General features: G+C 71.5%; 15 protein-coding genes. 12 read left to right on the top strand and 3 right to left on the bottom strand.

All coding sequences use genetic code 11. The features are described 5' to 3' along the window. Positions 1-469: 469 nt before the first annotated feature. From DQ392_RS04560 to DQ392_RS04545, 3 genes are all read left to right on the top strand, one after another. A complete protein-coding gene (locus DQ392_RS04560; protein ID WP_016910644.1) occupies positions 470-733 on the top strand; it encodes a WhiB family transcriptional regulator in 264 nt (87 codons plus the stop codon). A gap of 723 nt (positions 734-1456) precedes the next feature. Beyond that, positions 1457-5410 (top strand): glycosyltransferase family 2 protein, encoded by a 3954-nt coding sequence (locus DQ392_RS04550; RefSeq protein ID WP_114014174.1) that lies wholly within the window; start codon positions 1457-1459, stop codon positions 5408-5410. Beyond that, positions 5407-7011: a DUF5719 family protein gene (locus tag DQ392_RS04545; RefSeq protein WP_114014173.1), complete on the top strand. Its 1605-nt coding sequence runs from the start codon at positions 5407-5409 to the stop codon at positions 7009-7011. Before DQ392_RS04550 ends, DQ392_RS04545 begins: the two co-directional genes overlap by 4 nt. 87 nt (positions 7012-7098) lie before the next feature. Here DQ392_RS04545 and DQ392_RS04540 read toward each other — a convergent pair whose 3' ends face one another. Further along, positions 7099-7548 carry a metallopeptidase family protein gene (locus DQ392_RS04540; protein WP_114014172.1) on the bottom strand — a complete coding sequence of 150 codons (450 nt, stop codon included), beginning with the start codon at positions 7546-7548 and terminating at the stop codon, positions 7099-7101. A gap of 485 nt (positions 7549-8033) precedes the next feature. On the opposite strand from DQ392_RS04540, the gene DQ392_RS04535 reads away from it, so the two are divergent. The 6 genes from DQ392_RS04535 (at position 8034) to DQ392_RS04510 (ending at position 14316) form a co-directional block, all read left to right on the top strand. Beyond that, a complete protein-coding gene (locus DQ392_RS04535) occupies positions 8034-8432 on the top strand; it encodes a DUF3499 domain-containing protein (RefSeq protein ID WP_181856274.1) in 399 nt (132 codons plus the stop codon). A gap of 85 nt (positions 8433-8517) precedes the next feature. Continuing rightward, positions 8518-9903 (top strand): phosphomannomutase/phosphoglucomutase, encoded by a 1386-nt coding sequence (locus DQ392_RS04530; RefSeq protein ID WP_114014171.1) that lies wholly within the window; start codon positions 8518-8520, stop codon positions 9901-9903. Between the two features lie 101 nt (positions 9904-10004). Beyond that, positions 10005-10178: a Trm112 family protein gene (locus DQ392_RS04525; protein WP_114014170.1), complete on the top strand. Its 174-nt coding sequence runs from the start codon at positions 10005-10007 to the stop codon at positions 10176-10178. A 394-nt stretch (positions 10179-10572) separates the two neighbouring features. Then, positions 10573-11907, top strand: a complete 1335-nt coding sequence (locus tag DQ392_RS04520) for an SIS domain-containing protein (protein ID WP_114014169.1) — start codon at positions 10573-10575, stop codon at positions 11905-11907. 75 nt (positions 11908-11982) lie between these two features. Next, entirely contained in the window at positions 11983-13251 is a 1269-nt protein-coding gene (gene manA, locus DQ392_RS04515) for a mannose-6-phosphate isomerase, class I (RefSeq protein ID WP_114014168.1), read from the top strand. A 96-nt stretch (positions 13252-13347) separates the two neighbouring features. Next, a complete protein-coding gene (locus DQ392_RS04510) occupies positions 13348-14316 on the top strand; it encodes a cation diffusion facilitator family transporter (protein ID WP_114014167.1) in 969 nt (322 codons plus the stop codon). Positions 14317-14440: 124 nt separating this feature from the next. Here DQ392_RS04510 and DQ392_RS04505 read toward each other — a convergent pair whose 3' ends face one another. Beyond that, positions 14441-16864, bottom strand: a complete 2424-nt coding sequence (locus DQ392_RS04505) for a fructose-specific PTS transporter subunit EIIC (RefSeq protein WP_281272952.1) — start codon at positions 16862-16864, stop codon at positions 14441-14443. A 713-nt stretch (positions 16865-17577) separates the two neighbouring features. On the opposite strand from DQ392_RS04505, the gene ahcY reads away from it, so the two are divergent. Together ahcY and DQ392_RS04495 are read left to right on the top strand one after the other, a co-directional pair. Beyond that, a complete protein-coding gene (gene ahcY, locus DQ392_RS04500) occupies positions 17578-19038 on the top strand; it encodes an adenosylhomocysteinase (RefSeq protein WP_114014166.1) in 1461 nt (486 codons plus the stop codon). 327 nt (positions 19039-19365) lie between these two features. Next, positions 19366-19992 carry a hypothetical protein gene (locus DQ392_RS04495; protein ID WP_114014165.1) on the top strand — a complete coding sequence of 209 codons (627 nt, stop codon included), beginning with the start codon at positions 19366-19368 and terminating at the stop codon, positions 19990-19992. 272 nt (positions 19993-20264) lie between these two features. Here DQ392_RS04495 and DQ392_RS04490 read toward each other — a convergent pair whose 3' ends face one another. Next, a complete protein-coding gene (locus DQ392_RS04490) occupies positions 20265-21272 on the bottom strand; it encodes an RDD family protein (RefSeq protein WP_114014164.1) in 1008 nt (335 codons plus the stop codon). A gap of 110 nt (positions 21273-21382) precedes the next feature. Here DQ392_RS04490 and DQ392_RS04485 point away from each other — a divergent pair, with 110 nt between their 5' ends. After that, positions 21383-22390, top strand: a complete 1008-nt coding sequence (locus DQ392_RS04485; protein WP_114014163.1) for a stage II sporulation protein M — start codon at positions 21383-21385, stop codon at positions 22388-22390. Positions 22391-22844: the final 454 nt, after the last annotated feature.

Below are 22844 nucleotides of genomic sequence, written 5' to 3'. Positions count from 1 at the left end.
GAAGGTCGCTGACATGCGTCCAAGGAGAGCGTTCCGACACCCCGGTGTCAACCTGACGCCGGGTTTGTGAGTGATGTTTCACCGGTTCCGGTCACCGCGGACGGCGAAAGGTTTGTGCTGCCCTCTGCGGGAGATACGGCGCACCAACGCACTCGGATCGCCGTTGTTCTTCCGTGACCGGAACGTGATCAGGGCCATCCGGGGGTTGGTGCGGAACGTGAGCGCAGGTCATCACGTTCTCCATGCAGAAGCCGGACAAATGGGACGGCCTCCGGATGTGAGTGTCATAGTTCATGCTGATTTGAACACTTACGGCGAATGCTTGGTTCCGCCGGGTGAATAACGGGCTCAATAGCAGATCTCGGCTTGACTGCCCCGGATCGGCACACTTGTAATTTCACTCGTGTCGTTCAAGAGGGTTCGATAACGACAGCATCACGGGGTCGCAGAGACGGATCGAGGGGCGCACATGACCGAGCTGTTCCAACAACTGCTGGTCGAAGAGGCGGACGAGGAGCTGGGCTGGCAGGAGCGCGCGTTGTGCGCCCAGACCGACCCGGAGTCGTTCTTCCCCGAGAAGGGCGGTTCAACCCGTGAGGCGAAAAAGGTCTGCCTCGCGTGTGAAGTCCGCTCGGAATGCCTCGAATACGCCCTCGCGAATGACGAACGTTTCGGTATTTGGGGCGGCCTGTCCGAACGGGAACGGCGTCGGCTGAAGAAAGCCGCCATCTGAGGGGCGCCGCCCCCGCTGCACGGCTGCTCCCGCCGCCTGGTCGACCCCCGCCGCTTGGCCGACCTGCCACTCCGGCGGACGGCCTGCCGCTCGACCCGAGACCCACTGCCGCCGGAGCGCACGACTCGCACTACGACCGGAGCGCACGACTCGCGCTATCGGAGCGCACGACGCGCACTACTTGCACGAGCTGCGTCCGGACGTCCGATCGCGCCGCGCCCTCGGTCGGGACCTGTGGTGTTCGACCGGGATTTCCAGTGTGCGACTGACGCATCGCGGTGTTCGACAGGCGTACCGGCCGGCGTCTCGACAGGCGTACCGATCGGCGTCCGGCTGGGGCGTCCGACGCCCGCCCACCCTCCCGTTCGATCGCCCTCCCCGTCCGGCGTCCCGGAGCCTGCCGAAGACCTGCTGGTCCGCCTTCTGTCCGACAGTGGCCTCCCTGCCGCCACCCGCGTGCGCCTGTTCGCGCCGCGTTCGGCCGTCCGTATCGGGTGAGCGGGAGCCGCCGTGAGCGCTCCCGGGTCGTGTGAAGCCCCCTCGGGCCAGTTGCACCAAGGCGCCGGACGCACCTGTGGGAGCCGTTAGTGTGGGGCCGTCCGCGACGCACCGCCCTGGCACAGGGGGTGCGTTCACCGCTCCGATTCGCGTCTTCCGGGGGCTTGCAGCCACAGCGCGGCACCGCCGCGAGGCCCCGGCACCCCGGGGAGGGCCCCTACCTCGATGTCCGTGCACAGCCATATGGCGGCCCATTACGAGGCGGCCGCAGCAGGGTTGGCCACCGTGGAGCCGCCCGAGTTCCCCCGGCACGTCGTCACCGCCGTGATCGTCGCGCACGACGGCAGGCGCTGGCTCCCCGACGCGCTGCGCGGGCTGCTGGAACAGAGCCGCCCGGTGCAGAACATCATCGCTGCCGACACCGGCAGCGCGGACGACTCCGCCGAGCTGCTCACCGAGTCGCTCGGTGCCGAGCGCGTCCTGCACATGGCGCGCCGTACCGGGTTCGGCACCGCGGTCGAGGAGGCCTCCCGCACCGCGCGCAGGCTCACCCCCGAGGACCTGCCGTACCTGAAGCGGCCCAGCGGCTGGGATCCGGTCAACAGGACCTGGCGCGACGACGCCTACGACATGCCTGAGCTGCCCTACGGGGAGCCCGTCGAGTGGCTGTGGCTGCTGCACGACGACTGCGCGCCCGAGGCGGACGCCCTCGCCGAACTGTTGCGCGTCGTCGACGCGGACTCGTCCGTCGGCATCGCGGGGCCCAAGCTGCGCAGTTGGTACGACCACAGGCAGCTGCTGGAGGCGGGCGTCTCGCTCGCCAACAGCGGCCGGCGCTGGACGGGAATCGACCGGCGCGAACAGGACCAGGGCCAGTACGACCAGGTGCGGCCCGTGCTGGCCGTCTCCACCGCGGGCATGCTCATCCGCCGTGACGTCTTCGACCAGTTGGGCGGCTTCGACCGCGCGCTGCCCCTGATGCGGGACGACGTCGATCTGTGCTGGCGTGCGCAGGCCGCGGGGCACCGGGTCCTGGTCGCGCCGGACTCCGTGGTGCGGCACGCCGAGGCGGCGTCGCGTGAGCGCCGTCCGGTCGACTGTGTGGGGCGGGCCAGCCGCAGCGGTGCGAGCCCGCACCGCGTCGACAAGGCGGGTGCCGTCTACACGCTGCTCGCCAACACCTCCAAAGCGATGCTCCCCTGGGTGCTGTCGCGGCTGGTTTTCGGCACCCTTGTGCGCACGCTCGCCTATCTGGTCGGCAAGGTGCCGGGGCAGGCGCTGGACGAGATCACCGGACTGTCCGGCACGCTGCTGCGGGCCGGCCGGGTGCTGGGCGCGCGGCGCAGACGGGGCAGGCCCGTGGTGCCGTACAAGGAGTTGCGCCCCCTGTTTCCTCCGCCGGGCGCCACGCTGCGCGTCACTCTGGAGCAGGTCACCAGCAACTTCTCAGGGCGTTCCGAGGCGGAGCTGTCCGCCGGAGGACGGCACGGTGCCGTCGAGTCGGGCCCCTCGGACGACGACGCCGACTTCCTGGAGATCGAGCAGTTCGCGCGCGTCAAACGGGTCGCGCGCAAGCCGGGGCCCGTCCTCTTCGCCGTCCTGCTGATCGTCTCCCTGGTCGCCTGCCGGTCGCTGCTGGGCGGCGGGGCGCTGGCGGGCGGAGCACTGCTGCCGGTCCCCGACACCGTCTCCGACCTGTGGGCGCGCTACCTGGACGGCTGGCACCCCGTCGGCACAGGCGGTACCGAGTCGGCTCCGCCCTACCTGGCCGTCCTCGCCACTTTCGCCACGCTGCTGTTCGGCAGCACGAGCCTGGCGTTGACCCTGCTGCTCGTGTGCTCCGTACCGCTGGCCGGACTCACCGCCTACTTCGCTTCCCGCCCGCTGGTCGACTCCCGGCTGGTGCGGGCCTGGGGAAGCGTCGCGTACGCGTTCCTTCCCGCCGCGACCGGCGCCCTCGCGCAAGGACGCATCGGTACCGCCGTCCTGGCCATCCTGCTGCCCCTGCTGGCGCGCGCCGCCGTCTCGGCCTGCGGGCTGCACGGCAAGGGCGGCTGGCGGTCCGCGTGGGCGTACGCGCTGCTGCTGACCCTCACGACGGCGTTCACGCCCCTGGTGTGGCCGCTGGCGCTGGTGCTGGCCGTCGTCGTGCTCGCGGTGCGGGTCGGGCAGGGCGGCTCGGCCGGCATGCGCGCGGCGCGTCTCGGTGTCGCCCTGGTGACGCCTGTGCTGCTGCTCGCTCCCTGGTCGCTGTCGCTGCTGACCGACCCAGGGATGTTCCTGAGCGAGGTCGGTCTGGAGTACGGCACCGGTGCCGCCTCCGCCATCGACCTGCTGACCGCCTCGCCGGGCGGCCCCGGCACCACGGACGGGCTCTTCCTCGTCGGCCTGCTGCTCGCGGGGCTGGCCGCGCTGCTGCGCGGCGAGCGGCAGCCGGCCGTACGGGCGGCGTGGGTCGTGGCGCTGACGGGGCTGGTCTTCGCCGCGCTGTCCAACGGTTCGGCCTGGGCGGGTCCCGCCACCCTCGTGTACGGAATCGGGCTGCTGAGCGCCGCCGCGGTCGGCGCCGAGGGCGCGAAGGAGCGGGTGGCGGCGCAGAGCTTCGGCTGGCGTCAGCCCGTCGCCGCGCTGGTCGCGGCCGCGGCCGTCTTCGCACCCCTGTGCGCGGCCGTGGGGTGGATGGCCGGTGGCGCCGACGGTCCCCTCTCGCGCCGCGACCCGGTGCAGGTGCCGGCCTTCGTCGCGGAGGAGAGCACGACCAGCGACCAGGCCCGCACCCTCGTCCTCGACCAGCCCGAGGGCGCCGCCGAGGTCGGCTACACCCTGGTACGGGGCTCCGGCGCCCGTCTGGGGGACGCGGACCTGGCCGCCGTCGGCGGTGACGACGCGCGGCTGGACAACGTGGTCTCCCACCTCGTGGCGGGGTCAGGTGCCGACCAGACGAGCCAACTGGGCGGCTACGCCGTGCGCTACGTACTGCTGCGCGACGGCACCTCACGCCAGGTCAGCCGCACGCTGGACGCGACCCCGGGCCTCACCCGCCTCAGCCAGGAGGACGGCAGCGCACTGTGGCGCGTCGACCGGCAGGTCTCCCGGGTCTCGATCGTCCCGGGCGGCGAGAAGAGCGGAGCCGGCGGCGCGGTGACCGCACCGGTCGCGGTGGCGTCGGGCCCCGTCGAGTCGCACGCGACCCTGCCGACCGGGCCCTCCGGACGGGTGCTGCGGCTCGCCGACGAGGCGGACAGCGGCTGGCAGGCGAGCCTGGACGGCAGCCCGCTCAAGGACACCACGGTGGACGGCTGGGCGCAGGGCTTCGAACTGCCCACCAACGGCGGCAAGCTGACCCTCACGTACGAGACGCCCCTCACCCACACCGTGTGGGTGTGGGCCCAGGGATTCCTCCTCCTCGTCGTCCTCGTCCTCGCCCTGCCGGGCCGCAGGCGCGAGGTGGACGACGACCTGCCGGACGCCCCGCCCGCGCCCGACCCCGCGGCCGGAGACGGCCGCAGGGCCCGCCGGCTGCGAGCGGCCGCCGAAGCGGCCACAACCGCCCCGGGGGTGTCGGAGGACCCGTCGGTCTCCGAGACCGACGGCGGCGCCGAGCCGCACGGCCTGCCCGAGCAGCCCGCCCACGAGCCGTACGGGGAGCAGCAGCCTTACGTGCCGCAGCAGCCCGGGCACCACCCCGGGGCCCAGCACGACGCCGCGGCCGGGACGGGGTACGCCGAGCACGCCTCGTACGAGCAGTCGGCCTACGAGCAGCCTGCCCACGGGTACGACGCCTACGGGCAGCCGTCCTACGGCCAGGTCCCGCACCAGCAGCCGTACGCCGGGCCCCCGTACGACCAGCGGTCCTACGACCAGCAGTCCTACGGCCAGCAGTCCTGGGGCCAGCCGCCTTACGACCAGCAGTCCTACGGTTCGCAGGCGTACGGGGAGCAGGTCCACGACCAGCAGGCTTACGGTCAGCAGGGCGGCTACGACAGCTGGCAGGCACAGCCGTACGCGGCGCAGGGCGGCCCCGGGGCCTACGGCTACCAGCCGGGCCGCGAGACAGGGTACGAAGGGGCGCAGGGCCACGAGGACGCCCCCGGTTACGACGGCACGCCCGGCTACGGCGGGGCCGCGGCGCACGACGGCTACGACAACAGGTACGGCAACGGGAGCGAGCAGCAGTGAACCGCACAGTCCTCAGCTTCGGCGGCGCCGTCGTCGCGCTGGCTGCCGTGACCGGCCTGGCCACTGTCTGGGCGCCCGAGGAGGCGCCGGAGAGCGGGGACGGCGCCAAGCCGGCCGCGTACAAGCCCGTGGAGCGCTCCACGCTGGTGTGCCCCCGTCCGACCACGTCCGACGTCGCGGAGACCTCCTACACGGCGTTCACGCCCAAGGGCGGTCAGGGCAAGAAGGGCAGCGCCGCCCTCTACCCCGCCGAACTCGCCGACACCGAGGCCCCCGCGGACCCGGAATCGGGCAGCAAGGGCGACAAGGACGGCAAGGGCGACAAGGGCGGCAAGGGAGACGAGAAGGGGGACGAGAAAGAAGACAAGAGGGACGACGAGAAGAAGGACGGCAAACCCTTCCTCCCCCTCAGCAGCCCCGGCACACCGGTCACCGAGGACACCAGCGACGCCAAGGCGCCCGCGCTCACCGGCACGGCGGACGGCCCGTTCGCGCCCGGTTGGACGGTGCAGCAGACGACGAGCATCAGCGCCGGCGCGGGACGCGGGCTCCAGGGCACCTCGTGCTCGGCCCCGGACACCACGTTCTGGTTCCCCGGCGCCAGTACCGCCGCGGGCAGGCAGGACTACGTGCACCTGACCAACCCGGACAGCACCAGTGCGGTCGTCGATCTGGAGCTGTACGGCAAGGAGGGCAAAATCAAGGCGGGCGGCGACGCGGGGGAGGGCATCACCGTCCCACCGCGCTCCACGGTGCCCGTCCTGCTGTCCACCCTCACCCCCGAACCGGCCACCAATGTGACGCTGCACGTCACCGCACGGTCCGGCAGGGTGGGCGCGCAGGTGCAGGCGTCCGACCGGAAGTTGGGCGGTGACTGGCTCCCTCCCGCCACCACCCCGAGTCCCGGCGCTGTCCTTCCCGGCATCCCCAAGGACGCCGCCTCCGTGCGGCTCGCCGTCTTCGCCCCTGGCGGCCGCGACGCCGACCTGACGGTGAAACTGGCCGGCCGTTCCGGTCTGATCAGCCCGGCGGGGCACGAGCGGCTGCACGTGAAGGCGGGCATGGTGACCACGGTCGACCTCAAGGACCTCACACAGGGCGAGTCGGGCTCCCTGGTGCTCTCCCCGTCGAAGGGCGACGCCGAGGCGCCCGGAATCGTCGCGGCGGCCCGCGTGCTCCGCGGCAAGGGCGACAAGCAGGAGTCGGCGTTCATTCCGGCGACGCAGCCCGTGCACAAGCGCGCGACGGCCGCCGACAACAGCGAGAAGGGATCCACGGTGTCGCTGACCGCTCCGAAGGGCGAGGCGAAGGTCCGGGTGACCGCGTCGGCCGGCAGCGGCGGTGGCAGCCCGAAGAGCACCACCGTGACCGTGAAGGCGCACACCACCACAGCCGTCACCCCGCCGCGCCCGTCCGGGGGCAAGGGCACCTACGCGGTGACGGTGGAGCGCCTGACGGGAGGGCCGTTGTACGCCTCCCGGATGCTGGAGCGCGAGCAGTCGGGACTGCCCGCCTTCACCCTCCAGGCGCTGCCGGACGACGGGAGCACCGTCGCGGTCCCCGGCTCGGCACAGGACCTGTCGGTGCTGAACGACGACTGAGGTGCCCGGGGGCGCCCGGGCACCGCCTGTCCGCCCTGACCCGTGCCGCGTCCCTCAGCCGCCCTTCCGTGCGTTTCTCGGGGCGGCTCAGTCCTGGCCGTAGCGGGGGTCGACCGACTCGGGGGCGAGACCCAGCAGTTCGGCCACCTGTTCCACCACGACCTCGTGCACGAGGAGGGCGCGCTCGTCCCTGGTGCGGCTGCGGATCTCCACCGGACGCCGGAAGACGATCACGCGGTCCGGCCGGCTGCCACCACCCTCGGCGACCCGTCCGAGCGGTACGGCGTCGTCTTCCTCCCGCACCTCTCCGTTGTCCGAGCGGGGAACCTCCTGGACGGCGAACTCGACACCGGCCAGCTGCGGCCAGTGCCGCTCCAGACGGGCCACCGAATCGCGCACCAGGTCGTCGAACGCCTCGGCGCGGCTGACGGCGAGCGGCACTTGGGGCGGCGCGATGGGGCCGCGCATGCCGCGGCCGTGGCGGTCTCGGCTGTGCGGCCGGGCGGCGGCCCTGCGCGGCGGTACGGGGCTGTCCATCACCCCTGAGCGTAGCCCGCCGCGCACGTCGAGCGGGGGGCCACCGGCGCGCCGGGGCCCTGCCGTCAGGCGGCTGCCCGGTCCGCGCCCCGTGGGACGCCTCGTGCGGGCCACCGCTGGGCGCTCAGCGTGCGCCCCGACGGTCGGCCTTGCGGGCCGCTTGCGGGTCCCTTTGCGGCCGCCCGGCGGCGACTCCGCCTGTGCTCCGGCCGACGGCTTGTCCGCGCGGAGGGATCGGTTCCCCCTTCTGCTCTGATGAGCTCCTCTTTCGGCCGAACGCCGAGTGTGAAATGACCGGGCTCGGGTGGATTGCCTGCCCTTCCGGACCCGGACACGCCCTGGCGGCGGGGGACGAAGGGTCTCCGGGCCCTTTCCACGGGGTCTTTCAGCAGATCAGGCGTTTCCGGCGAACACGGACGACACGGCAGGGTGACGTCGGGGCGAGTCGTCGCGGCCCGCTCAAGAGTGCGGTACGGTCCAACGTCGTGAGCCCTGTACGTCGATGTTCGCGCACCGCTTGCGGTCGTCCCGCCGTCGCGACGCTCACGTACGTCTACGCGGACTCCACAGCCGTCCTGGGGCCGCTGGCCACCTACGCCGAGCCCCACTGCTACGACCTGTGCGCCGAGCACTCCGAGCGGCTCACCGCGCCCCGCGGCTGGGAGGTCGTACGGCTCGCTGTCGACACCGCAGCGGCCCGGCCCAGCAGTGACGACCTCGAAGCTCTCGCCAACGCCGTGCGTGAGGCCGCCCGTACGCCGCGCCCCGACCCCCGGGACCCGTCACCGCAGGAAGGGCTGCGGGGTGCCGACGGGCGGGACGCCGACCCGATGGAGGTCGCCCGGCGCGGCCATCTGAGGGTCCTGCGGTCCCCGGAACCGTAGGTCACCCGTGCTGCCGCGCTGCGCCCGTCACACCCACGGGTAGATTTGTGCCCGTTGCCGACCGACAACCCAGAAAGGGCTGGCCGTGGCTGATCTGTCTCAGATCGTGAAGGCGTACGACGTGCGCGGTGTGGTGCCGGACCAGTGGGACGAGGGGACCGCCGAACTGTTCGGTGCCGCCTTCGTCCGCGTCACCGAGGCCCCCGCCATCGTCGTCGGGCACGACATGCGGCCCTCCTCCCCAGGACTCGCGCGCGCGTTCGCACAAGGCGCGGCGTCCCAGGGCGCCGACGTCACCGAGATCGGCCTGTGCTCCACCGACCAGCTGTACTTCGCCAGCGGCCAACTGGACACGGCCGGTGCCATGTTCACCGCCAGCCACAACCCGGCCCAGTACAACGGCATCAAGATGTGCCGCCGCGGTGCCGCGCCCGTCGGCGAGGACACAGGACTGGCTCAGATCCGCTCCCTGGTCGAGCGGTGGATGGACGCGGGCGGTGCTCCGGCGGGCGACGCACCCCAAGGCACCGTCAGCCGACGGGACATGCTGGAGGAGTACGCGGCCTATCTGCGCTCCCTGGTCGACCTGTCGGGCATCCGGCCCCTGAAGGTCGTCGTCGACGCCGGCAACGGCATGGGCGGGCACACCGTGCCCACCGTGCTGGCCGAGCTGCCGGTCGAACTGGACGCGATGTACTTCCAGCTGGACGGCACCTTCCCCAACCACGAGGCCAACCCGCTCGATCCGAAGAACATCGTCGACCTGCGGCACCGGGTGCTCCAGACCGGCGCCGACATCGGCCTCGCCTTCGACGGCGACGCCGACCGCTGCTTCGTCGTGGACGAGCGGGGCGAGCCCGTCCCGCCGTCCGCGATCACCGCGCTGGTGGCCTCCCGCGAGCTGGCCAAGGCCCCGGGCGCCACGGTGATCCACAACCTGATCACCTCCCGGGCGGTGCCGGAGGTGGTCAGGGAGAGCGGCGGCGCCCCCGTACGCACCCGCGTCGGCCACTCGTTCATCAAGGCGGAGATGGCCCGCACAGGCGCGATCTTCGGTGGCGAGCACTCGGCCCACTACTACTTCCGCGACTTCTGGAACGCCGACACCGGCATGCTCGCCGCCCTGCACGTGCTGGCCGCGCTCGGCGGGCAGCAGGGAACGCTCTCCCAGCTGGTCGCCCACTACGACCGCTATCCCTCCTCCGGCGAGATCAACAGCACCGTCGAGGACCAGTTCAACCGCACCAGCGCGGTGAAGGCCGTCTTCGCGGGCACCGAGGGCGTCACCATCGACGAGCTGGACGGGCTGTCCGTCACGGGCGTCAACTGGTGGTTCAACCTCCGCCCGTCCAACACGGAACCGCTGCTCCGTCTGAACGTGGAGGCCTGCGACACGGAGACGGTCGAACGCATCAGGGACGAGGTGCTGGCCATCGTGCGGGCGGAGACCGAACGGGACGCCGAGGCCTGACGGCGCCCCCGGCCCCGTCCCCCGTCCGCGGCGGTACCCTGACGGCACAGTCAGCACAACACAGTCGGCACACCGCCGTCGCCCCGTACCTGGAGGAACACATGCCGCTCGAAGCCGGACTCCTGGAGATCCTCGCCTGTCCGGCGTGTCACGCGCCGCTGCGCGAGGAGGGCGACGAGTTGCAGTGCACCCAGGGCGCGGAGTGCGGCTTGGTGTATCCGGTGCGTGACGGGATTCCGGTCCTCCTGGTGGACGAGGCCCGCCGCCCCGCCTGACCCGCACACGCCGCCGTCGGACGGTGCCCGCCGGGAGCCCGCAGGAACGGCTCCCCCGGGCGCTGCGCCTGGTGCCCTCGCCAGGATGCCTCTTCTGCCAGGGAGTGCCTCTTCGGATGGCCTCTCCGGCGCGCTTCCGGACGTCCCGCAGGACACAGGACCGTGGCGGGAACACCGCGCCCGGCCCGGACGTCCCTCTGGACACGGGACTCCGGCGGGAACACCGCGCCGGGGGCCACCGGAAGACGGCAACGGCCGCGCTGAAGGACCCACCGGCAGCGCCGAAGGACCCACAGGCCGTGCCGGCGACATCACCGGCCGAGCCAGAGGACCCATCGGCCGTGCCGAAGGAACCACCGGAAAGCAACCGGAAGCCGATCGGAGGCTACGGAAAATGCTCGACGAGACGCTCCTCGACGCCCCCGAGGCGCTGGCCCGCGCCGACGTACGCGGCCTGCTGCGCGGAGTGGCGGAAGCCGGGGCACGCGTCCGTACGGGGTTGCGGCACGCCACCGAGGCGGGCCTGGAGAAGCTGCGCCCGGAGGGCCGCCCCCGCGCGCTCCTGGTCGCCGGCCCCGGGCCCGCGACCGGGTGCGTCGCCGACCTGCTCGGTGCCCTCACAGGAGGCGCTGTTCCCGTCACGAGGTTGCGCCCCTCCGGCGCGCACACGGCCGCCGGGGCGCTGCGCTGGTCGCTGCCCGGATGGGCGGGCCCTGTGGACCTTCTGCTGCTCGTCACGCCGGACGGAACGGAACCCGGCCTGACGGCGCTGCTCGAACAGGCCTACCGACGCGGCTGCGCCGTCGTCGCCGTCACCCCTGAGGGTGCCCCGCTGAGCGACGCGTTGGGCGAGACCCGCGGGTTCGCCGTGCCGCTGGCGCCCGGCCCGTACGAGATCTATGCCTCTCCCGACATGCCCGGGCGCCCCGTCGCCGAGGACACGGACGACCGGTTCCGCGACACCTCGAGCGCGGACGTGGCGGAACGGGCGGCCGGCGAGAGCGCCACAGGGAGAAAAGCCGACGAGGACGGCGCCACTGCGGGGGCGGGCGGAAGCGGCGCCCCGCGCGGGAACGGCACCCCTGCGGGCGACGCGGGGCAGCCCGTCGGCGCCCCCGGAACCCTCTGGGCACTCCTCGCACCGCTGCTGCTGCTCACCGACCGGCTCGGGCTGACCGAGAGCGGCCCCTCCGCACTCGGTGCGCTCGCCGACCGGCTCGACGAGGTCGCCGAGCGCTGCGGCCCCGCCGTCGCCCCCTACAGCAACCCCGGCAAGACGCTGGCCGTCGAACTGGCCGGTGCCCTCCCCCTGATGTGGAGCGAGGGCGGCATCGCGGGCGCCGCCGCCCGCCACTGGACGGCGGCCTTCGCGGCACTGCCGGGCAGGCCGGCGCTCCCCGCCGAACTGCCCGAGGCCATGACCGCGCACGGGGCACTGCTGACGGGCCCGTACGCCTACCGTCCGGGAGGCGACGACTTCTTCCGCGACCGTGTGGAGGAGCCAGAGACCCTGCGCCCACGCGTCGTCCTGCTGCGGGAGGCGCCCCCGGGCGTCGACTCCGCCACCGTCGCGGCCCGCGACCTGGCCTACGCGCACGACACACCGCTCAGCGAACTGGAGCCGACCGAGGGCAGCAGCCCCCTCCAGGCGGCGGCCGAACTGATCGCCACCGCCGATTTCTGCGCCGTTTACCTCGCGCTCGCCGACACCGACTCCCCTTGGGCGTGAACCGGCCCGGCACCACGCCGTGCCGGTGCGGCGGTACGCCCTTCCAGCCACTGCACGAGTAGGAACGCACACCTCATGGATCGTCTGGAGAACACCGTCAGGCCGTACGCCTGGGGCTCCACCACCGCCCTGCCCGCACTGTTCGGTGAGGCTCCCACAGGGGAGCCCCAGGCCGAGCTGTGGATGGGCGCCCACCCGGGCGCGCCCTCCCGCGTCGAGCGGGGAGCGGGACCGCAGCCGCTGTCCGACGTGATCGCGGCGCAACCGGAGCGCGAACTGGGTGCGCGGACAGTGCAGGCGTACGGCCCCCGGCTGCCCTTCCTGCTCAAGCTCCTCGCGGCGGACGCCCCTCTCTCCCTCCAGGTGCACCCCGACAGCGCCCAGGCGGCGGCGGGCCACGCCGACGAGGAAGAGCGCGGAGTGCCCCTGGACGCGCCGCACCGCAACTACAAGGACGCCCACCACAAACCCGAGCTGATCTGCGCACTCACCCCCTTCGAAGGACTGTGCGGCTTCCGTCACCCGCACCAGGCGGCCGAGCTGCTGGAGAGCCTCGGTGTCGACGGCCTCAAGCCGTACGCCGACATCCTGCGCGCCCACCCGGAGACCGACGCGCTGCGCGAGGTCCTCACCGCCCTGCTGACGGCCGACAAGGACGAGATGGCCGCCACGGTCGCCGCGGCGGCCGAGGCGGCGGCAGGAAGCACCGAGCACGCCGTCTACGCCGACATCGCCCGGCACTACCCGGGCGACCCGGGTGTCCTCGCCGCCATGCTCCTCAACCACGTGGTACTGCGCCCGGGAGAGGCACTTTTCCTCGGGGCGGGCGTCCCGCACGCCTACCTCAGCGGCCTCGGCGTCGAGATCATGGCCAACTCCGACAACGTGCTGCGCTGCGGCCTCACGCCCAAGCACGTGGACGTGGACGAGCTGCTGCACATCGTGCGCTTCGAACCGACGGACCCCGGTGTGCTGCGTCCCGAGGCGGACGCGCACACGGGCGAAGAGGTCTACGAGACCCCCGCGGGCGAGTTCAGGCTCTCCCGCTTCGCCCTCGTACCCGGCGCCACCCCGCACGCACTGCACGCGCCCGCCGCCCAGATCCTGCTGTGCACGGAGGGGACGGCCGTGCTGCACGGCCCCGAAGGCGCGGACTCCGGCGCGGGTGCCGGTTTTGGTGAGGGCGCCGGCTCCGGCGGCGGCGCGCCGAGGGGTGGCGCCGACGGGGCCCGCGGGGAAGCCGAACTGCACCTCACTCCGGGACGTTCCGCCTACGTGCCCGCCGGGGAGGAGGTACGGATCTCCGGTGACGGTACGCTCTTCCGCGCCACGGTGGCCGTCTGACGGACGCGCCTCGGTGGCCGCCTACATGAGCGGCCGCACCGCAGGGGAGTTGTCCGTGCGGATGGCCGCATCCGCAGCAGGAAGGACCCGGAAGACGTGAGTGCATCAGGCGGAACGAAGGCGATCGTCGCCGCGCTGGGCGCCAACCTGGCCATCGCCGTCGCCAAGTTCGTGGCGGCGGCCTTCAGCGGCTCGGCCTCGATGCTGGCGGAAGGCGTCCACTCGGTCGCCGACTCGGGCAACCAGGCACTCCTGCTGCTCGGCGGCAAGAAGGCGAAGAAGGAGGCCAGCGAGGAGCACCCCTTCGGCTACGGCCGCGAGCGGTACATCTACGGCTTCCTGGTCTCCATCGTCCTGTTCACCGTGGGTGGCGTTTTCGCCCTCTACGAGGGCTACGAAAAGATCGCTCACCCACACGAAGTCGAGCACTGGTACTGGCCGGTGGGTGTCCTGGTCTTCGCCATCGTCGCGGAATCGTTCTCCTTCCGCACCGCCATCAAGGAGTCCAATCAGCTCCGAGGGAAGCTCAGCTGGAGCCAGTTCGTACGCCGCGCCAAGGCACCCGAACTCCCCGTCGTCCTGCTGGAGGACTTCGGCGCCCTCATCGGCCTCGTCCTCGCTCTCGGCGGCGTCGGCCTCGCGCTGCTGACCGGCAACGGCGTGTGGGACGGCGTCGGCACCATGTGCATCGGCGCGCTCCTCGTCGTCATCGCGCTGGTACTGGCCGTGGAGACCAAATCGCTGCTGCTGGGCGAGTCCGCCGACCCCGCCGAACGCGAGAAGATCCGCGCGGCCGTCGTCGACGGAGACACCGTCACCCGCGTCATCCACATGCGCACCCTGCACCTCGGCCCCGAAGAGCTCCTGGTCGCCGCCAAGGTCGCCGTGCAGCACGACGACACGGCCGTCGAGATCGCCCGCGCCATCGACGCGGCCGAACAGCGCATCCGCGAGGCCGTACCCATCGCCCGCGTCATCTACCTGGAGCCGGACATCTACCGCGCCACGGGTACGGAGCCGACGACGCCCGCCGAACCGTCCGACGTCAAGAGCCCGGGCGCCTGACGCCCCTCCCGAACCCGCGCCCAGGGTCGGACGCGATAAGGCCCGCTCCGCGCACGCGGAGCGGGCCTCCTCTCCTCTCACGGGCTCACAGGGCGCATGAGCCCGTGAGCCCTCGGGCCGGGCATCACCCGATCTCGGCGAGTGTCCGCAACACCGCCTCCTTGTCGGGTGCCGCCAACAGCCGCTCCCGGAAGGTCTCGTTCATCAACGCGCGGGACAGCAACGCGAGTATCCGCAGGTGCTCGTCTCCCGCCGCCTCCTCCGGCACGGCGATCATGAAAACGAGCCGCGCCTTCGTCCCGTCGAGCGAGCCCCATTCGACGCCCTCCGCCGACCGCGCGAACCCGACGACCGGCGCGGACACCGCATCCGTCTTGGCATGCGGAATGGCGATCTCCTCGCCCAGCCCCGTCGTGCCCTGCTCCTCCCGGGCAAGCGCCGCCTCCACCAGCGCCTCACCGTCGGCGACCTTGCCGCTGCGTCCCAACAGCGCGGCCATCTCCCGGATGCCGGCCTCCTTGTCCCCGGCGGCCAACCGCTCCGCGACGGTCGACGCCGTGAGATGACCGGAGAGCACCTGCGGCTTGGAACCGCGCCCGTCGGAGCCCGGCTCTCCCGAAGCTCCCCGCCGGTGCGCACCGGAGGCATGGTCACCCCCGGCCTGGGCACCGACGGCCGCGCCCCCCACCGAACCGACGCTGCCTACTGCCGCGGGCACGCTCTCGCCGGTGGGCGCGTTCTCGCCGGTGGGCACGCTCTCATCTGGCGCCTCGGCGTCGGTCCCCTCCGCGTCGGTCGATTCCGCACCGGCGGGCTCCGTACGGTCGGTCGCCTCCGTACGGTCGGCGGATTCCGACCCGTCGGTGGGCTTCGGACCGTTGGCGGACCCGGCGGGCCCCGCCGGGGCGGAGGGCTCGGCCTTCGCGCTCCGCCCCTCGCGGCGGGCGCCGAGGGTCACCAGGCCGACCGTCGTGGCCGTCGTCACGGCCGTACCGACGACGATGGCCAGGAAGAACATCGCGATGCCGTCGACCGCCCCGAGCACGGCCACGATGGGCCCGCCGTGCGGCACGTTGTCACCGACCGACGCCAGGCCGGCGACACCGCCCGCCACGGCGCCACCGAGCATGTTGGCCGGGATGACCCGGGCGGGCCGCGCGGCGGCGAACGGAATGGCTCCCTCCGTGATGCCGAAGAAGCCCATGAACAGGGCGGCCAGGCCCGTCTCCCGCTCCTGGTCCGAGTACAGCTTGCGCCGCACCAGTGTTGCCAGGCCCTGGCCCAGCGGGGGCACCGGGATGGCCGCCGCACACATGCCCATCACTTCGGGGCTCTTGGAGACCAGGCCGGTGCCGAAGAGGAACGCCGTCTTGTTGACGGGGCCGCCCATGTCGAACGCGATCATCAGCCCGAGCACCACGCCGAGCAGCGCGGCGCTGGTGCCGGTCATGCTGCCGAGGAAGTCGGTGAGGTTCTCGAAGACCCACGAGATCGGCTTACCGATGACGTAGATGAAGAACAGCCCGAGCGCCGATGTCGACACGATCGGGATCACGATGATCGGCATGATCGGGCGGACGAACCGCGAGATGGGCACCAGCTTGATCCAGCGCACCAGGTAGCCGGCGAGGAATCCGGTCACGATCGCCCCGATGAAGCCCGCGCCCGACTTGGAGTCGTACAGTTCGCCCGTGTTGGCGATCCAGCCTCCGATCATCCCGGGCACCAGCGCTGGACGGTCGCCGATCGCGTAGGCGATGTAGCCGGAGAGGATCGGCACCATCAGCGTGAACCCGATGGTGCCGATGTCGTTGAGGTGCTTCCAGAAGCTGCCGTCCGGAATCACCAGCCCGCCGTCGGCCTGCGGATCGCCGCCGACAGCGAGCGAGACGGCGATCAACAGCCCGCCGACGACGACGAACGGGATCATGTACGACACGCCGTTCATCAGCGCCTTGTAGCCGACGCTGCGCTCCCGGCTCTTCGCTCCCGCGGGCCCCGGTCCGGCTCCCGCGGCTTCCGCGGACCCGGAGCCGCGGGAACCGCCGCCACCGGCGCCCGAACCCGTGCCCGTGCCACCGCGCCCGTGCCCGCCGCCGTTCCGGCTGCCTGGGCCGCCGCCCTCGCTCTCCTCGCCGCCCTGGGCGTCGCCGCTGCCTCCGGAGGCAGCGGCGGATATCCCGCCCTGGTGCACAGGGGCCTGGTGTACGCGGTCGATGAGGCCGTCCGGGTCGCTGACCCCGTCCGCCACCCCGGCGACCAGAACCCGTTTGCCGGCGAACCGGCTGAGGTCCACGTCCTTGTCGGCGGCGACGATGATGCCGTCGGCGGAGGTGACATCGTTGTCAGACAGTACGTTCTCGGCCCCGATGGAGCCCTGAGTCTCCACCTTCATGGAGATTCCACGGGCTTCGGCCGCTTTGGTCAGTTTCTCCGCCGCCATGTACGTGTGCGCGATACCGGTGGGACACGCGGTCACGGCCAGCAGTTTCCGCCCCGACTCGGACGAAGGCGACGCTCCGTCGCGTGGATCGACAGGACTGGTCACGTGGAACTCCTAGATCAGCCGGTATGTGGAGGGTGGTTCTGACGCCGCCGCAGTCGCAGTGACGGCCGCGACCGGAACGCTCCCAGCTCGCGCGGCCCGGCCGAGCCGCTCACTCCCGCAGCCCGGCCGCACACTCCCGCAACCGGGCCGAGCCCCTGGCGCGAACCGCGTCCCGCCGCACTCACGAGGCGTCACGCCGGACGACGAGGCACCCCGAGGACCGCGAAGCGACAGCCGTTCAGCCGTCACGGTCGCAGTCGCGCGCGGCGCCCGGTCGAGCCGCGGACGCGTACGCCGGACGGGCCGCCGTAGCGCAGACGCTCACACGTCGCCTGCGCCCGAGCGGTGCCCGACGGCCGACGCGGTCGCACAGGCGGTCGTAGAGGCCGCAGGCTGCACAGAACCAGCCGGAGCGACAAGAACGCAAGCGGCCGAAATCCGACCCCGAGCCGTACTTGCTGACGACGGCGCCGATCCGGTCCCCTGGACAGGCGGTGTAAATTCGTAGGGTCAGACGTCGCTGCTGATGGCGGTCGGGAGAGCCCGCACGACGGGCCACCGAGGGAGAGAGGGCCTCCGACGGACTGAGCTGCGAGCAGGGGACGAGTGTGTCCGGTGACGACAGCGCGCACCGCGCCGTCGGCGCCACCGCCGTCCCGCGCCGCAGCACGGACCAGTCAGCCCATATCTCGACATCGAGGAGCAGCTCGCACATGACGACGACCTCCACGACCGGCCAGGACTTCAAGGTCGCGGACCTCTCGCTGGCCGCTTTCGGCCGCAAGGAGATCACGCTGGCCGAGCATGAGATGCCCGGCCTGATGGCGATCCGCAAGGAGTACGCCGCGGACAAGCCGCTCGCCGGCGCCCGCGTCACCGGCTCCCTGCACATGACCGTTCAGACGGCCGTGCTCATCGAAACCCTCGTCGCCCTCGGCGCGGAGGTCCGCTGGGCCTCCTGCAACATCTTCTCCACCCAGGACCACGCCGCCGCCGCCGTCGCTGTCGGCCGCGACGGCACCCCGGACAACCCGCAGGGCGTCCCGGTCTTCGCCTGGAAGGGCGAGACCCTGGAGGAGTACTGGTGGTGCACGGAGCAGGCCCTCACCTGGCCGAACACGCCCACCGGCGGCCCGAACATGATCCTTGACGACGGTGGCGACGCCACCCTCCTGGTGCACAAGGGAGTCGAGTACGAGAAGGCCGGAGCGGCCCCCTCCGTCGACACCGCTGAGAACGACGAGCACCGCGTCATCCTCCAGCTCCTCAACCGGACCCTCTCCGAGAACGCCCAGAAGTGGACGCAGCTCGCCTCGGAGATCCGCGGCGTCACGGAGGAGACCACCACCGGCGTCCACCGCCTCTACGAGATGCACCAGGCGGGATCGCTGCTCTTCCCGGCGATCAATGTCAACGACTCCGTCACCAAGTCGAAGTTCGACAACAAGTACGGCTGCCGCCACTCCCTGGTCGACGGCATCAACCGGGCCACCGATGTCCTCATCGGCGGCAAGGTCGCCCTCGTCTGCGGCTACGGCGACGTCGGCAAGGGCTGCGCCGAGTCCCTGCGCGGCCAGGGCGCCCGCGTCCTGATCACCGAGGTCGACCCGATCTGCGCCCTGCAGGCGGCGATGGACGGCTACCAGGTGGTGACCCTGGACGACGCGGTCGAGACCGCCGACATCTTCGTCACCACCACGGGCAACAAGGACATCATCATGGCCTCGGACATGGCCAAGATGAAGCACCAGGCCATCGTCGGCAACATCGGCCACTTCGACAACGAGATCGACATGGCCGGCCTCGCCGCCATCGACGGCATCGTCAAGGACGAGGTCAAGCCGCAGGTCCACACCTGGACCTGGCCGGACGGCAAGACCCTCATCGTCCTGTCCGAGGGCCGCCTGCTGAACCTGGGCAACGCCACGGGACACCCGTCCTTCGTGATGTCCAACAGCTTCGCGAACCAGACGATCGCCCAGATCGAGCTGTTCACCAAGCCCGAGTCGTACCCGACCGACGTCTACGTCCTGCCCAAGCACCTCGACGAGAAGGTCGCGCGCCTCCACCTCGACGCGCTCGGCGTCAAGCTGACCACGCTCCGCCCGGAGCAGGCCGCCTACATCGGCGTCCCGGTCGAGGGCCCGTACAAGCCGGACCACTACCGCTACTGACCCGACCCACCGGCCTGGCACGGCATGCCCGGCCAGGCCGGTGCCGGCGTCCCGCTGTACCTCGGTGCGGGGCGTCCAGCGCCTCGTTGTACCTCGGTGCGGCGCGCCCCGCTGTGCTTCGGTGCGGCGGGGCGCAGCGGGTCCCGGGCCCTGTTCGCGAAGGGCGGGCCTGCATGCTCCGGAGCCGGAAAGGTGTCAGGGCCGGCCGCGCGAAGAGGCCGAGTCGAAGCCGCCTACCCTGGGCGAGCGGGGAGGTGTCCGGGCGTCGGCCCTCTCCGCGTCACCGGGAGAAGCGCCCCGTCACCGCACCGACCCTGGAAACCGCCCATGCCCCGCGGCCGCTATTCGCTGCACGATCCGCACGATCACTCCTTTCTCGGCGAAGAACACTTCCACTGCGCCACCGGCCCCTCCGGCTGGCGCTACGTCTCACAACTCACCACCCCCACCGGTGAGCACGCGGGCTCTGTCGACCTCACCCTCGACGAGCTCGGCCGCCCTCTCCGGCTCGAAATGCACGCGGCCGGCTGGCAGGTCCGCGGAGCGGCACTGGACGGCGTCACCTGGGTCCGCTCCGACCCGGCCGGCGAGCGAGCCCAGGAGGGCAACGCCGCCGCGCACTCCTTCACCGGGGCTTCCCCCGCATTCCTCGTCGCGACGTCCCGACTGCTGCGGCCGGCCCCCGGCGACCGGGCCACCCGCGTACGTCTCGTCGCTTTCACACCCCCCGTCCTCGCACCTCGCACTCTCGACCAGTCCTGGGCACTGGAGAACAGCGAAGCACACGCCACTGACAACGCCCCCCTCATCGTGGAGAACTACCAGGTCAACGACCTGGAGACAGGGGAGCAGCACGCCGTGCACCTCGCCGGTGACGTGGTGCTCGCGGCACCCGGCATCGAGCTGGAGGACCTCGAATCGCCGCCGTCGACCTTCGCGGCGCCACCGTCGTAGACAGAGTCCACGACTGCCGTGGGCGTACACGGCGCCATCGCCGTGAGCGCGTGCGGGCCGGCTCACGCGCGGAGCCGCTTCAGCGGAGACATTCGCGGAACCGGGAGCCCCGGACGGGGAACCGGAAACCGCGAACAGCGAACCGCCGGCCCTGAACAGCGAGCCACGCATCAGCAGTCACGCAACGGGAGTCACGCATCGGGAGTCACGAACTGCGTCCGCGGATGTGAGCCGCGGGCTCCGGGGGACTGGTGGCTCTCGCCGGGTTCCGACTACGTGGGCGGGACGAACCCGGTACCCCGAGGCGTCGTCGGCCCTTCACCGTGGCCGGCGGAGGGCGTTTCCGAGGTGCCGCGTCGGTGGTCCGAGCCGCCGCCCCCGCGCGGCGCACTGTTCGAGCCGTCCGGATGGTTCGGGGTGTGCACAGGGCCGGGACTGTCCGCCTGGACCGACTCCGGAGCGACCGGACCGTCCGAGGAGACGGGGAGGCGCGCCGCCGCCGTTCCCTCAGCAGCCGCACCCGTGCCGGACCACGCGGGGAAGAACCGTTCTTCTTCTCGCCGCCGGCGCTCGGCCACCACACCGGCCAGATAGACAGCCGCTGACATCCCTTGCGGTGCCGGCGCACCGGTCCAGGCCGTGACGTCGTCGGCCAGCCGCTCGGACAGCGAACGGCTCACGGCGGGATCCAGCTGGGCGGCACGCATCAGGTACTGCCGTACGGACAGCCACAGCTGATCCGGCACGCGCGACAGGTCAAGCGCGGCGAACTCTCCAGCGAGCCATGCAGGTGGGGGCGGCACGGACATCCCTTTCGGCACAGGCACCCGTTCGCGCACCACCAGCGTTCCGGCGAACACGTCGCCGAGACGCCGTCCTCGTACGGACACCAGGGAGGCCGTACAGGCGACGAGTCCGAACAGCACCTGGATCTCCACCACGCCGATCGCCCCACGCACCAGCGCATGCCGGAAGCGGATCGGCCCGCCGTCCTCCCGTACGACCCGGAGACCGGCGGCGAGCTTCCCCACGGACCGGCCATGGGTCAGCGTCTCGACGGCGATCGGAACCCCGACCAGGACGAGCAGAAAAAGCGCCACCTGTACGGCCGCGAAAGCCGCAGCGTCGAGTGACGCCGTGGCCGCGGACAGAGCCAGCGTCAGCGCGATGTAGACGACCCATGCGAGCAACAGGTCCAGGCAGACGGCCAGTGCTCTGCTCGGCAGCCGGGCAGGACGCAGTCCCAGCACGACCGCGTCACCCGTGATCAACTCACTCACCGCGCACCACCCTCGCTCCCTCGGCGCTCTGTGTGACCTGTCTCGCCCGGTCACGCCTCACCCAGTCTCCCAGTACGACGATCCGCCTGGCGTTCTGCCAAGCTCTCCCCATGGACCTGGATGTGTTCGTCTCGGCCCACCGTGCCGACTGGGAACGCCTGGACGAGCTGCTGCGCCGCCACCGCCGTCTGACCGGCCCGGAGACGGACGAACTCGTCACGCTCTACCAACGCGCCGCCACGCACCTCTCGCAAATCCGGTCGAGTGCGCCGGACCCGGCCGTCACCGACCGGCTCACCCACCTCGTGGCCCGGGCCAGGAGCGCCGTCACAGGAGCGCGCACGGCCACCTGGCGCGATGCCGCACACTTCTTCGCGGCGGGTTTTCCCGCAGCCGTCTACAGGTCCCGCAACTGGTGGGTGCCGACCGCCCTGCTGTCCACCGTTCTCGCCACTCTCATCGCCTGGTGGATCGGCACCCACCCGGAAGTGCGCGCCACCATCGCCGCCCCGGACCAGCTGCGCGAGATGACACGAGCGGGTGGCCAATACGAGGCGTACTACTCGAGCCACCCGGCGACATCCTTCGCCGCGCAGGTCTGGACGAACAACGCTCAGGCCGCCGCCATCTGTCTCGTCTTCGGCGCGTTTCTCGGACTTCCAGTGCTCTGGGTTCTCTTCCAGAACGTCCTCAACCTCGGCGTCGGACTGGGACTCATGGGTTCCGCCGACCGTCTCGACACGTTCCTCGGACTTCTCCTCCCACACGGCCTGCTGGAGCTGACGGCCGTCTTCGTGGCCGCCGGTACGGGGCTCCGTCTCGGGTGGACGGTGATCGACCCGGGCCCGCGAAGCCGACGGACCGCACTGGAGCAGGAGGGGCGTTCGGCCATCGGCATGGCCATCGGACTCGCGGCCGTACTCCTCGTCTCGGGGCTGATCGAAGCCTTCGTCACCCCATCGGGTCTTCCCACGTGGGCGCGCGTCCTGATCGGCGTGCTCGCCGAACTCGCCTTCCTTGTCTACGTGTACGTGGTGGGCCGTCGGGCGGCGAGGACAGGAGAAACAGGCGACATCGCGGCATCGGACCGGCCCGCCCAGCTGCCGACCGTCGCGTGATGTGCGTGGGACACCGGGGACCTGCTACTGTCCTGTCCGCCCCGGAAAAGCCGTTGCAGCGGCTCCCTGTGGGCACTGGATTCGAACGGTTGCCCAGAGTTGGACAGACTCGGCAGCAACAGTTAGATTCTTCCTCGCCTCGAACCGAGAAATCCGGTCACGGAATTCTCGCGGGAGAAGCACTCCGAACTCCGGTCAGAAACCATCTGATAGAGTCGGAGACACCGAAAGGGCAAACGTCCGGAGAAACCCGTGAGACGGTTTTGAAGGAAGCGTCCGTTCCTTGAGAACTCAACAGCGTGCCAAAAGTCAACGCCAGATATGTTGATACCTCGACCTGCCGGGTTGTTCCGGTGGGTTGAGGTTCCTTTGGAATACACAACAGCGAGGACGCTGTGAGCCGGGGGATTATTCCTCTCCTGGTTCCGCTCTTCCTGTGGATGGTTTGAAGCAT

The sequence above is a fragment of the Streptomyces reniochalinae genome (assembly GCF_003323735.1).
Lineage (GTDB): Bacteria > Actinomycetota > Actinomycetes > Streptomycetales > Streptomycetaceae > Streptomyces > Streptomyces reniochalinae.
Note: the sequence above shows the minus strand (reverse complement) of the source record. Positions and strands in the feature narration are given on the sequence as shown.